The sequence below is a fragment of the Gordonia terrae genome (assembly GCF_001698225.1).
Lineage (GTDB): Bacteria > Actinomycetota > Actinomycetes > Mycobacteriales > Mycobacteriaceae > Gordonia > Gordonia terrae.
This window is the reverse complement of record NZ_CP016594.1, coordinates 825,164-838,453: the sequence shown is the minus strand read 5'-3', so window position 1 is coordinate 838,453 and position 13,290 is coordinate 825,164. Positions and strand designations below refer to the sequence as shown.

Here is a 13,290-nt window from a genome sequence, read left to right as displayed (position 1 = left end):
GCGGGTGCGCGACCGGTCAGACCGAGCAGCCGCCCGACTGCCCCTGCGACGACGTGCCGGTCATCTCACTCGTCAACTGCACGTCCGAACCGCTGACCCCGAACTCGAGGCCCGTGTCGGTGACCTTCAGCGAGTCGACCTGCACCTCGTCGAAGAAGGGTCCGAGCGACGAGGTCGTGATCTGATCGACGATCTGCTGCGCGAAGTCCGGCGGAATGCCGAACACCAGCGCGCTGGCCTTGACGACCTCGAAGTCGACCCGGCCGTCCTTGAGAACGGGTTTGATCGTCGCCGACACCGGCACCTGGAAGACCATGACCGGGAACGCGGCCTGGACCTCGAAGGTGCCGTCGGCGGCGTTGCCGGTGATCTGCTCGACCGCGCCGACACCGCCCGCCCCGGTTCCGGTGCCGGTCCCGGCGCCGGACGCCTGCTCCTTGCTCAATTCGACGATCCGCTCGTACGGGATGAAGCCCGTGCCGTTGAGACTGCGGATGTCGGTGGAGTTCTCGGTGCCGGAGATACCGTCGGCGCGCATGTGCAGGCGGACGCCCCCGGCACTGTCATCGGTGTCGACCTGGACGAACGGGATGTCACCGCTGCCCTGCAGGATGATCGGCTTGCGGCTCAGCGACACCTCGGTGGGCACGCCGGTGAGTCCGCTGAAGGACTCCTCGAGACAGTTGGTGACCTTGTTGCGCAGGTACAGCTCGCTGCCGACCGCGCCGATCACCACCAGGAGCAGCACGCCGACCAGGCTGAAGGCCACGATCTTGCCCGTGCTGCGCTTCTTGCGCGGTGAGGTGAAGACCGGCCCGCTGCCGGTGGGGTCGGCAGGACCCGGGGTGATCGGTCCCGACGCCGCGGCGGGGCCGTAGGGATCCTCGCCGGGTGCGAACTGGGACGTCGGCGGCTTGGTACCGCCGAGATCCGTGGTGTCGCCGTCCGACGGCGGGATGGCGGAGTACGCCTGCCCACCCGGGACGATCGGCTCGGTCGCGAACTGCTCGGTCGCGGGAGGCTCACCGTGACCTGCGCCGGGGACCGGCTGCCATTCGCCGCCTCGTTCGGCCGGAGTCGTCTCGCCGGCCGCGGGATCGGTGTGGGTGGGGTCACCCGCGTGCGGATCGAGCTTCCCGGTCTCGTCGGCGGGCTCCCCGGATGAGGAATCGGGGCGGGGCGTGTTGCTGTCGCTCATGGGTTCCGTCCTGGGTCGTCTGACTCGCGGAGCCGCGCGTGGGCCGGCGTCACGTCGTTGTCCGTTCCACCGCCGACCGGCAGGGGCCGCTCGTTGGCGAGGACTGCCAGTTGCGTACGGGCCTTCTCGACCAGTGCTAGGTCGAGGTCGTGCACGTCCACCCGGATGCTATCCGGATACGCGGCGACCAACGTACCGAACGGGTCTGTGATTTGGCTGTGTCCGATTCCGGTGGGCGCACTCGACGACGCGGCCTCGTCGTCGGTGGGAACTGCCTGGTCGACGGCCACCACGAAGGTCGTCGAGTCCAGCGCTCGGGCCGCGGCGAGCACCTCCCACTGACGGAGCTTGCCCGGGCCGGCACCCCACGACGTGGGGACCACGATCACCTGGGCCCCCAACCGGGCCAGATGGGTGAACAGCCCCGGGAAACGGATGTCGTAGCAGGTGGCGACACCGACGGTGACGCCCCCGACCTCGAACGTCAGTGGTTCCGAGCCCGGGGCCACGTTCTTCGACTCCGTGAAACCGAACGCGTCGTAGAGGTGGATCTTGTGATACTCCAGACGGGTTTCGTCCGGATGGGCCACGACGAGGGTGTTGCGGACGCGGCCGTCGCCGGAGGGGGTGAACATACCGGCCACCACCGTGACGCCCGACGCCGCGGCGACTTCGGACACCCCGCGTGCCCACGGACCGTCGATGTCCTCGGCGACGGGTTTCAACGGCACGCCGAACCGGCACATCGTGGCCTCCGGGAACACGACGAGCTCGGCGCCGCGGGATGCCGCCTCCTCGGTGGCCGAACGCAGCGTCGCCAGGTTGGCGGTCGGGTCGTCGGTCGAACTGATCTGGGCCATCGCCACACGCATAGCGGCCACAGTATCTACTTGGGCGAGACCGCCTCCCACGGAACCGTCAGCACGTTGTCCGACAGGCGACGCCTCGGCACCTCGCAGTCGATCCCGCGTTCGCGGAGCAGACCCAGCGCATGCATCCACCGGACCCGCGGGCCGTACGGCGCCAGCGGGGCGGCGACGTCCCAGCACTGGTCGGCCAGGGCCAGCAGCGCATGAATCCGCTCACCCGGGACATTGCGATGGATCAACGCCTTGGGCAGACGCTCGGCCAGTTCCGACGGACGGTCCGAATGCTCCGGGGCCCAACTGAGCGTCAGGCTGACCGGACCATCGGAGTCGAGGAGTACCCAACTGCACCGCCGGCCTATCTCGTCGCAGGTGCCCTCCACGATGACCCCGCCCGGAGCGAGGGCCGAGCGCATCCGCGCCCACGCATCATCGACCTCGTCCTCGTCGTACTGGCGCAGGACGTTGAACGCGCGCACCAGGCGCGGCCGCAGGCCACCCAGCTCGAAGCCGCCCAATCCGAACCGGACACCCGCGCGCGGCTCGACGACGCGTTCGGGGTCGATCTCGAGGCCGACCATCTCCAGATCCGCCGCGACGGAACGCAGCCGCACGGCCATCTCGACGGTCGTGTCCGGGCGCGCACCGTAACCGAGGTCGACGACGAGGGGGCGCGGGGTGTATAGCGCGGATCGAACCAGCGGCGAGTGCACCATCCATCGGTCGACGCGCCGAAGCCGGTTGATGTTCGTCGTACCCCGGGTGACCCGGCCCTGCGGTCTGTGACCGGGTCTTATTCGGCCAGGACGGCTCACAAGTTCTTGGCGACCCAGTCCTTGGCGTACTCGGCCTCGGCGCGGAAGAGGTCGACGAGGTTGATCAGGATCATCTGCTCGAGCTTGCCGTTGACGAAGGGGACGAAGACCTTGGCCTCGCTGGTCCGGCGGATGGTGCAGCCGCCGTTGTCGGTGGGGAAGAGCTCCTGCCAGCCGTTGAGACTGCCCGGTCCCGCGGGGATCGACGCGTTGTACGTGCCCTTGGTGTTGTCCGGATCGAAGGGCCCCAGGGTCTCCTCGCGGGTGATGACCATGTCCTTCTTCATCACCGTTTTCGCGAGCGGAGGCAGTTGATCGCTGCCGATAGTCTGCTTGAGGACCACCCGGATGCCCGTCTCGTCGGAGACGAAGGAGTCGACCTCGCAGTGCGGGGAGATCATCTGGAAGCCTGCCATCATGTCGTCCCAGTACTGCTTGGTGCTCTGGGCCTGATAGAGCTTCTCCGCGGGGTGTGTGTACCGAGCGGAGTAGCTGAGCCGTCGTGCCATGCAGCCCAGGCTACGTCAGCGGATTTTCGCTCTCCCACTCGACGGTGTGTCCGCGCTCCGCGTCGAGCAGCGCCGACAACTCGCTGACCACCGACTTCTCGATCTTGCCGCCGAAGAGTGGCAGATTCACCGTCACCTCGGCGCGATTGTCGGTGGTCGCCGGATCGCCGGTCGTCAGCGTCGTGCCGGTGACGTCGACCGGTACCGGCGCCCCGTCGACCGTCGCATGGGTCTCCCCCTCGATCCGGTCGCCGACCAGGCGGTATGTGTTCTTGCGCGGGATGCGGAGGTCGCCCGGCATCACCTTGGTGACCGCCGAGGGCAGCTTGTCCGCGGGGATGCCCTGCTGGATCTCCACCGTCACCGTGTCACCGGCGATGGTCACCTTCTCGACATGACCGTGTCCGGAGTTCATGCGCTCGACGAGGTCGTGCCAGTACTTCTCGGTGGTGTAGATCGCCCACAGTCGCGCGGTGGAGAAGGGATAGGACACCGTGTGCTGCAGCTTGCTCGCCATGGAGAGAACGCTACCGCTCGCCGGTTAACGTTGAGGACGTGACCGACACGCAGGCGCCGCTGAGCGCGCCCCTCGCCGAGCTGACCACCCTGCGTCTGGGCGGACCCGCGCGCGAGATCATCCGATGCGCCGACACCCGCACCATCGTGGAGACCATCCTCGACCTCGATGAACGATCCGAGCCGGTGCTCGTGGTCGGCGGCGGTTCGAACCTCGTCATCGGCGATGCCGGCTTCGACGGCACCGCGGTCGTCCTCGCGAGCGACGGCGTCGAGTTCGGCTCCGGGCGCGAGTCGGGTCGCGCGCACGTCGTCGCCGACGCCGGGGTGGGCTGGGACGAACTGGTCGCCGCGACGGTGGACGCAGGTTACGGCGGGCTCGAGTGCCTGTCCGGAATCCCCGGCGCCGCAGGGGCGACGCCGGTTCAGAACGTCGGCGCCTACGGCGTCGAGGTGGCCGACATCCTGCGGTCGGTCCAGGTCCTGGACCGACGCTCCGGAAATCTGCGGTGGGTCTCCCCCGCCGAGCTGGGCCTGGGGTATCGGACCAGCAATCTGAAGCACCGTCACGACTTCGTGGTCGTCGCGGTGTCGTTCTGGCTCAACGAGAATCGCGCGAGCCAGCCCATCCGCTATCGCGAACTCGCGACCCGTGTGGGCGTCGAACCGGATGATCGTGTCGACGCGGCAGAGGTCCGCGCGGCCGTCCTGGGCCTGCGCGCCGGCAAGGGCATGGTCCTCGACGCCGCGGACTTCGACACCTGGAGTGCCGGATCGTTTTTCACGAATCCGATCGTGCCGGGGGCCGAGGCCCCGGCGGTACTCGAACGGATCGCGGCGCGCGTCGGCGACGATGTCGCGATCCCGACCTATCCCGCCGGTTCCGACGACGCCGACCGGGCGATCAAGTTGTCGGCCGGGTGGCTGATCGAACGGGCCGGATTCCACCGCGGCCACCCGGGCCCGGACGCGGCGGTCAGGTTGTCGACCAAACACACTCTGGCACTGACCAATCGGGGCTCAGCGACCACCACGCAACTACTCGACCTCGCCCGCGAGGTGCGCGACGGGGTCGCCGATGCATTCGGTGTGACGCTGCGACCGGAGCCGGTCCTGGTCAACTGCAGTCTCTGACGAGGACCGTCAGACCGACTGGACGTCCTTGCGCTCCTCGGTCGCCCGCGAGCTCTCTGCGACGACCTCGTCGAGAAGGGCGTTGAAGCGCTCGGCGGCCTCGATGCTCGACATGTGTCCGACACCCTCGTAGACCACCAAGTCGCGCAGGGAGCCGTTGCGCCGCAACACCTCCGCCATCTGCTCGGCGTGCAGTCGCGGAGTGAGCCGGTCCTCGGTGCCGACGACCACCGTGGTGGGCACCGACAGTGCCGCGAGTCCGGCGGTGACGTCGAGCTTCCCCATCGCCGATCCCCACCCGGCGCGAGCGCGGGGTGGGCACGCCCCGATCATCTCGTCCACGAACTCGACGTGTGCCCGGCGGGCGTTCGGCCCCAGCGCGATGTAGTGCGAGAAGCGCACACCGTAAGACGTCTTCGGGATGGGCACGGGGACCGAGGTGATCATCTTCGCTGCCGCCGGGGCGAACGGCTTGGCGTACACGGGCAGATCGACGGGGATCAGCAGGTGGTTGTCCATGACCGCCTTGGCCGCGGTCGACACCAGCACCACCGACGACACCCGCGACCCGACCTTCTCGGGATTCTGGGCCGCCCAGGACATGATGGTCATGCCACCCATGCTGTGTCCCACCAGGATCGCGCGACGCCCCGCGGGCACCGCGGCTTCCAGCACCGCGTCGAGATCCTGGCCGAGCATCGCCACGGTCGGTCTGCGGCGGCCACGTTCACTCCGACCGTGACCTCGCTGGTCGTAGGCGACGACCCGCCGGGAGCCGCCCTCGGTGGCGGCGAGGTGATTGATCTGGGGGTACCAGTAGGCGGTGTTGCAGGTCCAGCCGTGGACCATCACGATGACGTCGCCCGTGTCGTCGACGTCGGAGTCGGGCGCGTCCCCGTAGACCTCGACATTGAGCTGCGTCCCGTCCGCGGTGCGGACCTCGAGGCGCCGTGGGGCGTTGTCCGGCCGGGTGAGCAGATCATCCGGTCCGTCGTCGACGGCGGCGTCGGCGTGTAGCGCTTCACGCGCGAGGCGCGTGAAGATCGTTCCGATCCCCACCGCAACCGCGCCGGCACCGATCGCGGTGGCGACACCGCCCGCACTGGCCAATGATTTCGTGTTCACTCGGCACCCCTCACCTCTGGAGGACCTCACCGGTCCACTGCGAGGCACCGAATCCGGCTCAGCGCCCCGTCTCGGGGTTCAATGTACCAATGTCCGTTGTCTCATAGTTCGGCTGTGCCTGCTCTGGCTCGTCGTCAGCGGGTATGACCGGCGCGGGAACCTCGGCGTCGAAGTAGGTGGCCGCCTGACCGATGGCCTTCGAGATCTGCTCGTCGAGCGCCTTGCGGAAGGTGGTCTCGACGATCTCGTGGGCGATCGGCCGCACGGTCTGGATGAGGTCGGCCATCTCGCTGACCCCGGCCTCGCCCAGGTCGGGGAGATTCTCGTCGAAGTACTTGTCGGTGATGATCGAGACGAAGCTGGTGGCGACGTCTTCGAGGTCTTCCTGGACGCGTACCCACCGGTCGAGCAGCACGTCGATGTCGACCCCGCTCTTGACCAGGATCTCGGCACCCTCGAGCAACTCCGGGTTGCGGATGGCGTAGTGCGCGCCGTCCTTCGCCAGCAACCCGAGCTTCTGACTGAGTGCGATCGACCGGTCGCTGGCGTTCAGCGTCTTGCGGAGCTCGGTGATGGTGATCGTCGCGGCACGCTTGAAGTTGCGGAACCGGCCGCCCTTCGGCGTGCCACGGAGGATCTGCTCGACCCGCATGCCGTGATGTGCCGCGTGCAACAGCTCACTGATGGTGGCGAAGGTGTACCCGCGCTCGAGCATGCGCGAGATGAGATTCAACCGGACGAGGTGCTGGTCGGAGTACCAGCCGGCGCGACCACGGATGGTGGGTGGCGGCAGCAGTCCGCGGTCCTGGTAGACCCGGATGTTGCGCACGCTGACCCCGGACGCCTCGGCCAGGTCGTTGATCCGATATTCCGCCACGACGGGTCAGGCCCTTTTGCTGAACCAGGACTTGCCCTGGATGTCGTCGACACGTTGGCGCACGTCGACGAGGTAGACGAGCATGGCGACCACCCCGATGATGCCCAGGAAGTTCACCGCCCCGAAGAACCAGATGAACAGGGTCGCGGCTGCGAGGATCGAGACCCAGATGACCTTGCTCTGCCGGTCCACCGCCGGGAAGGCGTCGGGCCGTTGGATGGCCGCATGGATCAGCGCGAGGGTCGAGGCGATGCCCGCGACCAACGTCAGGGTCAACATGATCAGACTCTGGCCGTAGGCCAATACGCTGAAGAAGTCCACGTCGAACACTGTAGTCGCGCGAGTCGGGTTTGCTGCGACACCCTACGATGCGGAGCCGTCACCCGCCCCGTTCGGCGTCATTCCGCGCCGGGAGACGCCTTCTTCGCGGGCGTCTTCTTGGCCGGGGTCTTCGTGGCCGGGGTCTTCGTGGCCGGGGTCTTCTTGGCTGCAGCCTTCTTCGCCGCGGCCTTCGTGGCCGGGGCCTTCTTCGCGGGCGTCTTCTTGGCGGGCGTCTTCTTCGCGGGCGTCTCGGCCGGGGCCTTCGTCGCGGCAGCCTTCTTGGCCCCCGCCGTCTTCTCGGCCCCCGCCGTCTTCTTGGCCCCCGCTGTCTTCTTGGCCCCCGCCGTCTTCTTGGCGGCGGCCCGTTCGGCGGCGCCTCGGACGGCCGCGGCCTTCTTGGTGGCGGCCTTGGCGGGCGCCGCCGTGCTTGCGGCGGTCTTCTTCGCCGGGGCCTTCTTCGCCGGGGCCTTTTTCGCCGGGGTCTTCTTCGCCGGGGCGTTCGTCGCGGCCGCCTTCGCGGTGGGAGACTTCTTCGCTGCGGCCTTCCGGGTCTCGGCCGGCGGTTCGGGTGGCGTGCTCACCGGGGCCCGGTCGACCGCCGCCTTGGCCTCGGCGACCCTCGCCGCCGCCTTCGGCGAGAGCGAAGCCTGCGCTTCGGGCGTTGCCTGACCGGACCGCGGGGTGTTCGCCGACGCCTCGGTGTCGGCATCGGAACGGTTCGCCAGCTTCAGCGCACGCTCGCCGACCGCACGGGTCTGCTCGGAGATCGAGCCCAGCGCGTCTTCGGTGAGGCCGACCGCGTCGTTGTACACCTTCTCGAGCTTCGGCAGATTCTCCCCGAGGAGCGGCTGCGACTTCAGCTTCTCCACCGCCTCGTCCCGTCGTTCCGACAGGGCGGTCAGCAGGCCTGCGGCGACCGCCAGGTACGCCTCGGCGACCTTCCGCAACTCCTCCGGCGAGAACCTGGTCTTCAATTCCTCTATCTCCGCGGGCAATTCGACCGGCAGAGCCGACAGTTTGGTCCTGGCCTCCTCGAACAGCGCCAGAGCTGTCGCGAGCGCCTCGTCGATCCGCGCCTGCGCGTCATCCCGCGACTCCGTCAGCCGTGCCTCGAGTTTCGACTGTGTCGAACCGACGGTCTCGACGAGCTTGGACTGGGTGTTCTCGACGGTTTCCGCGATCTTGGACTGCGCGTCGGCAACCCTCGCCTGGGTCGAACCGACGGTCTCGACGAGCTTGGATTGGGCCTGCTCGCTCGCGGCCTCGCCGCGCTCGCGCACGTCTGCGAGCAGAGCAGCCACCTGCCCCACGGCTGTGGTCAACGGGTTCTCGCTCATCAACTACTCCTTGCCGGTCGACTCGAGCGTGTTCTCTTTTCGGAATGACTCGTAGATCTCCAGCAACATCTGCTTCTGGCGTTCGTTGATGGAGTCATCTGCGATGAGAGCATCACGGACCGGACTCGCGGGCCGTTCTTCGAGTATCCCCGCCCGCACATACAGGACCTCGGCCGACACGCGGAGCCCCTTGGCGATCTGGGCGAGCACCTCCGCCGACGGTTTCCGCAGTCCACGCTCGATCTGACTGAGGTAGGGATTGCTCACGCCGGCCCGCTCCGCGAGCTGACGCAGCGAGACCTTGCCCGCCACGCGTTGCGATCGGATGAAGGCGCCGATGTCCTGGGCCGCGTTGGCCACGGCCTCCACCGCCTCCACGGCGATCGGCGTCGACCCGTCGTCCCCTTCGTCGGCGACCTCCGAACCGGCTGCGGCAGTGGACGATCCCGTGACCGGGACGGCGTCTGCGACCGAGGCGTCGTCGGCGTCGGGAGACGCGTCGTCCTTCTCGGGTTGCATCAACGCTCCGTTCCCCGGGACCTGTTCCGGTGTCGTCGGTCGGGACGCTCGGCGAGGTGTCCGACTTCAGGCCCGTTCCCCCAGTATCAACACGACTGCTAACCCGTGCAAGCACACAGCAAACTGCCCGGTGTCGACGCCGCGGCCGACCGCCCCACGACCCGTCAGGAGAAGATCAGCACCGACGTGGAGTAGATGACGAGTCCGGCGAGTGCGCCGACAACGGTGCCGTTGATGCGGATGAACTGCAGGTCCCGGCCGACCTGGAGTTCGATCTTGCGACTGGTGTCGTCGGCATCCCACCCGCGCACGGTCTCGGTGATGACCGAGATGATCTCCTGTGAATAGTTCGCGGCGACGTGGTGTGCGACCCTCGCCACCCAGCCGTTCATCTTCTCCTGCAGCGGACGATCGTCACGGATTCGCTGCGCGAGCTGGATGATCGAGTCCGACAGCGTGTTCCGCAGGGTGCTGTTCGGGTCCGACAGCATCTCCTCGATCACGGCCTTGCCGGTCTGCCATGCCGTCGACGCCGCGCCGGTCACCTCGTCGCGCCCCACCAGTTCGAGCTTGAGAGCCTCGAACTTCGCGATCATGTCGGGGTCGTTCTGCAGGTCGTCGGCGAACTTCTCCACGAATTGGTGCATGGCGCGGCGCAATTCGTGGTCGGGATCCATCCGCACCTTGTAGGTGAAATCGACGAGTTCGCGATAGATCCGGTCACCCACCAGGTTGTTCACGAACTTCGGCGTCCACTGCGGTCCGTCCCGGTCGACCACCCGGTCGACGAGGTCCTGACTGCCGACCGCCCACTCGTGTGCCCGATCACACAGCAGCTGGAACACCGGTTCCAGCCGATCCTCGGCGATGAGTTGTTCGAGGATGCGGCCGGTGGGCGGCGCCCACTGCGGTTCGGCCGCCCACTTCAGCGCCGCCTGGATGAGCTGTTCGACGTCCTCGTCGCGCAGCATCTCGGCGGCGAGCTTGATCGCGCGCGCGGCCTCACCGCTGACCCGCGGTGCGTTGCGCGGGTCCGCGACCCACGTCGACAGGCGCCGCGGCAGATCGAGTTGCTCGGCGCGATAGACCACGACGTCGGGCGTCATGAAGTTCTCTTCGATGAAGCCGCCCAGCTGGTCGCCGATGTCGTCCTTCTTCTTGCGGATCAGCGCGGTGTGCGGGATCGGGATACCCAGCGGATGGCGGAAGAGCGCGGTCACCGCGAACCAGTCGGCGAGCGCGCCCACCATCCCGGCTTCCGAGGCCGCGCGGACATAGCCGACCCATGCCGCCACCTCGGCGCCGTCGCGATGCTCGAGGTAGCGGGTGAACAGATACACGATCGCCGCGAAGACCAGGAAGCCCGTGGCCACGGCTTTCATCTTGCGCAGATCCCTGCGCCTGCCCTCGTCTCCGGCGCTGTTCCCGCCGAATCCGGGCGAGGACGACTTGGCCGGCGGGCCCTCGTGCTGACCGGCGACTCCCGGGATGACTGTCGATGCCATGGGACCAGTGTCACCCATCGAGCGACTACGCTGGCTGCGTGATGGCCAACCGCCCGAATCCCGCCGCCGCGGCGCGCGCAGCAGTGGCGGCCGCGGCCAACGTGACGCGCGGGCTCGAACAGGTCCTGACGACCGTCACCGAGTCGGTCGCCGAGACCGGCGCCAAACCCGACGGTCGCAAACAGCGCTGGGAGAAACACAAGCTCGCTCGACGCACCGAACTCACCGACGGCGTCATCGCCGCGGTCCGCGACCTGGGCGCCGACGTCGGGATGGATGAGATCGCCGCGCACATCGGTGTCTCGAAAACGGTGCTGTACCGCTACTTCGCCGACAAGAGCGACCTCGGCGTGGCGACGACGGTGCGATTCTTCGAGACGACGATCTACCCGCGGCTGACCGAGGCGATCGCCGACGATCTCGACGAGTACACCCTCACCCACACCATCATCGGGGTGTACGTCCACGCCGTCGACGACGAACCGCAGCTGTACCGATTCGCGCTGGCGAGTTCGCCGACGTCGTCGCCGGCGCCGGCGGATTCCGTGCGACTGGTCACCCAACTGGTCATGGGCAGCATCCAGATGCGGATGGCCGAGCGCGGCGCGGACACCACGGGAGCCGAACTCTGGTCACATGCCCTCGTCGGCGGTATCCAGCACGTCGTCGACTGGTGGATGACCAAACGCACCCTCAGCGCGGACGAGGTGGTGGATTATCTGACCATGATGGTCTGGAGCGCGGTCGTGGGTGTGTGGCAGGTCAACGGATCGCGGGAGAAGTTTCTCGCGGCGCCGCCTGCGCTCTTCGATTCCCTGCCCACCGATCCCCTGCCCACCGATCCCACCGCCGGAACCGCAGGCGAATGACGGGACGCGTTGCGCTCGTGACCGGCGGCAGCCGCGGCGTCGGGCACGGAATCGCTCGCGCGCTCATCGACGACGGGTGGACGACCTACGTCACCTCACGGGCGGGATCGGGACCCGACGGCGCTCGAGCGCTCGCCTGTGATCACGCCGACGATGCCGCGGTGTCCGCGGTGTTCGACCGGATCGGCACGGACACAGGCCGACTCGATCTGCTCGTCAACAACGCGTGGGCAGCTCCGAAGGGTTTCGGCGGTTTCTCCGAACCGTTCTGGGAACGCCCCGTCGACGACTGGGACACCTTGATCGGCGTCGGACTGCGAGCCCACTACGTGGCTTCGGTGCATGCGGCCCGAGTGATGACGGAGGCCGGCAGCGGGCTCATCGCGAACATCTCGTCGTTCGGCTCGCGCGGTCATCTGCATTCGGTTCTGTACGGGATGAGCAAGACCGCCCTGGACAAGATGGCCGCCGACATGGCGAAGGAACTACGCGGCACCGGCGTCAGTTCGATCTCGTTGTGGCTCGGCCTGATCCGCACCGAGCTGCTGTTGTCTCTCGGCCTCGACGAGTTCGCCGGTTTCTCACTCGCGCGTGCCGAGGACCCCGAATTCGTCGGCCGCGTCATCGCCCGGCTGGCCGCCGACCCCCGGCTCTCCCGACTCAGCGGACACACACTGGTCACCGCCGAGCTGGGCAGGGAGTACGGGATCGTCAATAACGATGGCACGCCGCCGGATTCACACCGCGCCGCCTTCGGCGGCGGACCGCTCTTCCCGCCGCCGGGCGAGCAGGCAACCGACCCCGAACCCGCATCCGAATCCGAATCCGAATCCGAGAGGACGCCGTCATGAGCACCGGTTGGTCCACCCCCGCCGTCGAGGCCCTGCGCGCCAAGGCAATCGGACCGGTGGCGTCGTTCGATCCGGAGACGACTCCCGGCTTCGACGGCGACAAGGCCGCCGGCACCGACCTCCTCGCGCAGCGCGGTGACGTACTCGCCGACCTGCAGGAATTGTTGTTCGCCAATGGTCGGGCCGGCGATCATCGGTCGGTGTTGCTCGTCCTACAGGGCATGGACACGGCGGGCAAGGGCGGCATCGTGCGTCACGTCGGCGGCCTGTTGGACCCGCAGGGCCTGTCGGTGAAAGGGTTCGGCAAGCCCACGAAAGAGGAACTGCAGCACGACTTCCTCTGGCGAATCCATCGGGCCCTGCCGCCCGCCGGTCGCATCGGGATCTTCGACCGATCGCACTACGAGGACGTCCTGCCGGTCCGGGTACACAATCTGGTTCCGCAGTCGGAGTGGGAGAAGCGCTACGACCTGATCAACCAGTTCGAGTCCGAGCTCGTCGCCGGCGGGACGACCGTTCTCAAGTGCTGTCTCGTGGTGTCGAAGGACGAACAGAAGGCCCGCCTGGCGCAGCGTCTGGACCGGCCGGACAAGTACTGGAAGTACAACCCGGGCGACGTCGACGAACGCGGCCACTGGGATGCCTACCTCGAGGCATACCAGGCGATCTTCGACCTCACCGACCGCGACTCTGCACCGTGGTTGGTCATCCCGTCGAACCACAAGTGGTACGCACGTCTCGCGGTGTGCGAACTCCTCATCGACGCGCTCACCCGTCTCGATCTCGATTGGCCACCGGCCGATTTCGACGTCGAGGCCGAGAAGAAGCGGCTCGCCGCCGCCGACTGA

The 13,290-nt window shown here is 67.8% G+C and carries 15 protein-coding genes; 4 read left to right on the top strand and 11 right to left on the bottom strand.

What is annotated here, in order from left to right:
• Positions 1 to 16: 16 nt before the first annotated feature.
• From BCM27_RS03900 to BCM27_RS03880, 5 genes are all read right to left on the bottom strand, one after another.
• Positions 17 to 1,198, bottom strand: a complete 1,182-nt coding sequence (locus BCM27_RS03900; protein WP_004022763.1) for a hypothetical protein — start codon at positions 1,196 to 1,198, stop codon at positions 17 to 19.
• Positions 1,195 to 2,070, bottom strand: coding sequence for a carbon-nitrogen hydrolase family protein (locus BCM27_RS03895; RefSeq protein WP_033205824.1), 876 nt, complete (start codon positions 2,068 to 2,070; stop codon positions 1,195 to 1,197). Before BCM27_RS03895 ends, BCM27_RS03900 begins: the two co-directional genes overlap by 4 nt.
• Positions 2,071 to 2,084: 14 nt before the next feature.
• Positions 2,085 to 2,780: a hypothetical protein gene (locus tag BCM27_RS03890; RefSeq protein ID WP_004022761.1), complete on the bottom strand. Its 696-nt coding sequence runs from the start codon at positions 2,778 to 2,780 to the stop codon at positions 2,085 to 2,087.
• 95 nt (positions 2,781 to 2,875) lie between these two features.
• The gene (locus BCM27_RS03885; RefSeq protein ID WP_004022760.1) at positions 2,876 to 3,388 is read right to left on the bottom strand and encodes a DUF2505 domain-containing protein; all 513 of its coding nucleotides are present in this window, start codon (positions 3,386 to 3,388) and stop codon (positions 2,876 to 2,878) included.
• A gap of 10 nt (positions 3,389 to 3,398) precedes the next feature.
• Positions 3,399 to 3,905, bottom strand: coding sequence for a DUF2505 domain-containing protein (locus tag BCM27_RS03880; protein ID WP_004022759.1), 507 nt, complete (start codon positions 3,903 to 3,905; stop codon positions 3,399 to 3,401).
• 38 nt (positions 3,906 to 3,943) lie between these two features.
• Between BCM27_RS03880 and BCM27_RS03875 the strand changes: the two genes are divergently transcribed.
• Positions 3,944 to 5,038, top strand: a complete 1,095-nt coding sequence (locus BCM27_RS03875) for a UDP-N-acetylmuramate dehydrogenase (protein ID WP_004022758.1) — start codon at positions 3,944 to 3,946, stop codon at positions 5,036 to 5,038.
• A 9-nt stretch (positions 5,039 to 5,047) separates the two neighbouring features.
• Here BCM27_RS03875 and BCM27_RS03870 read toward each other — a convergent pair whose 3' ends face one another.
• From BCM27_RS03870 to BCM27_RS03845, 6 genes are all read right to left on the bottom strand, one after another.
• On the bottom strand, positions 5,048 to 6,163 hold the full coding sequence (locus tag BCM27_RS03870) for an alpha/beta fold hydrolase (RefSeq protein WP_033205821.1): 1,116 nt from the start codon (positions 6,161 to 6,163) through the stop codon (positions 5,048 to 5,050).
• A gap of 58 nt (positions 6,164 to 6,221) precedes the next feature.
• Positions 6,222 to 7,040 (bottom strand): MerR family transcriptional regulator, encoded by an 819-nt coding sequence (locus BCM27_RS03865; protein WP_004022756.1) that lies wholly within the window; start codon positions 7,038 to 7,040, stop codon positions 6,222 to 6,224.
• Between the two features lie 6 nt (positions 7,041 to 7,046).
• Positions 7,047 to 7,370 (bottom strand): DUF2516 family protein, encoded by a 324-nt coding sequence (locus BCM27_RS03860; protein WP_004022755.1) that lies wholly within the window; start codon positions 7,368 to 7,370, stop codon positions 7,047 to 7,049.
• A 68-nt stretch (positions 7,371 to 7,438) separates the two neighbouring features.
• A complete protein-coding gene (locus tag BCM27_RS03855; protein ID WP_004022754.1) occupies positions 7,439 to 8,698 on the bottom strand; it encodes a hypothetical protein in 1,260 nt (419 codons plus the stop codon).
• A gap of 3 nt (positions 8,699 to 8,701) precedes the next feature.
• Complete coding sequence (locus BCM27_RS03850; RefSeq protein WP_004022753.1) at positions 8,702 to 9,217, bottom strand: helix-turn-helix domain-containing protein; 516 nt, start codon at positions 9,215 to 9,217, stop codon at positions 8,702 to 8,704.
• Positions 9,218 to 9,381: 164 nt separating this feature from the next.
• Entirely contained in the window at positions 9,382 to 10,722 is a 1,341-nt protein-coding gene (locus BCM27_RS03845) for a DUF445 domain-containing protein (protein WP_004022752.1), read from the bottom strand.
• A gap of 41 nt (positions 10,723 to 10,763) precedes the next feature.
• Here BCM27_RS03845 and BCM27_RS03840 point away from each other — a divergent pair, with 41 nt between their 5' ends.
• The 3 genes from BCM27_RS03840 to BCM27_RS03830 are packed head-to-tail and all read left to right on the top strand — an operon-like array spanning position 10,764 to position 13,290.
• A complete protein-coding gene (locus BCM27_RS03840) occupies positions 10,764 to 11,591 on the top strand; it encodes a TetR/AcrR family transcriptional regulator (protein ID WP_004022751.1) in 828 nt (275 codons plus the stop codon).
• On the top strand, positions 11,588 to 12,442 hold the full coding sequence (locus BCM27_RS03835; RefSeq protein ID WP_004022750.1) for an SDR family NAD(P)-dependent oxidoreductase: 855 nt from the start codon (positions 11,588 to 11,590) through the stop codon (positions 12,440 to 12,442). Before BCM27_RS03840 ends, BCM27_RS03835 begins: the two co-directional genes overlap by 4 nt.
• Complete coding sequence (locus BCM27_RS03830) at positions 12,439 to 13,290, top strand: PPK2 family polyphosphate kinase (RefSeq protein ID WP_004022749.1); 852 nt, start codon at positions 12,439 to 12,441, stop codon at positions 13,288 to 13,290. Before BCM27_RS03835 ends, BCM27_RS03830 begins: the two co-directional genes overlap by 4 nt.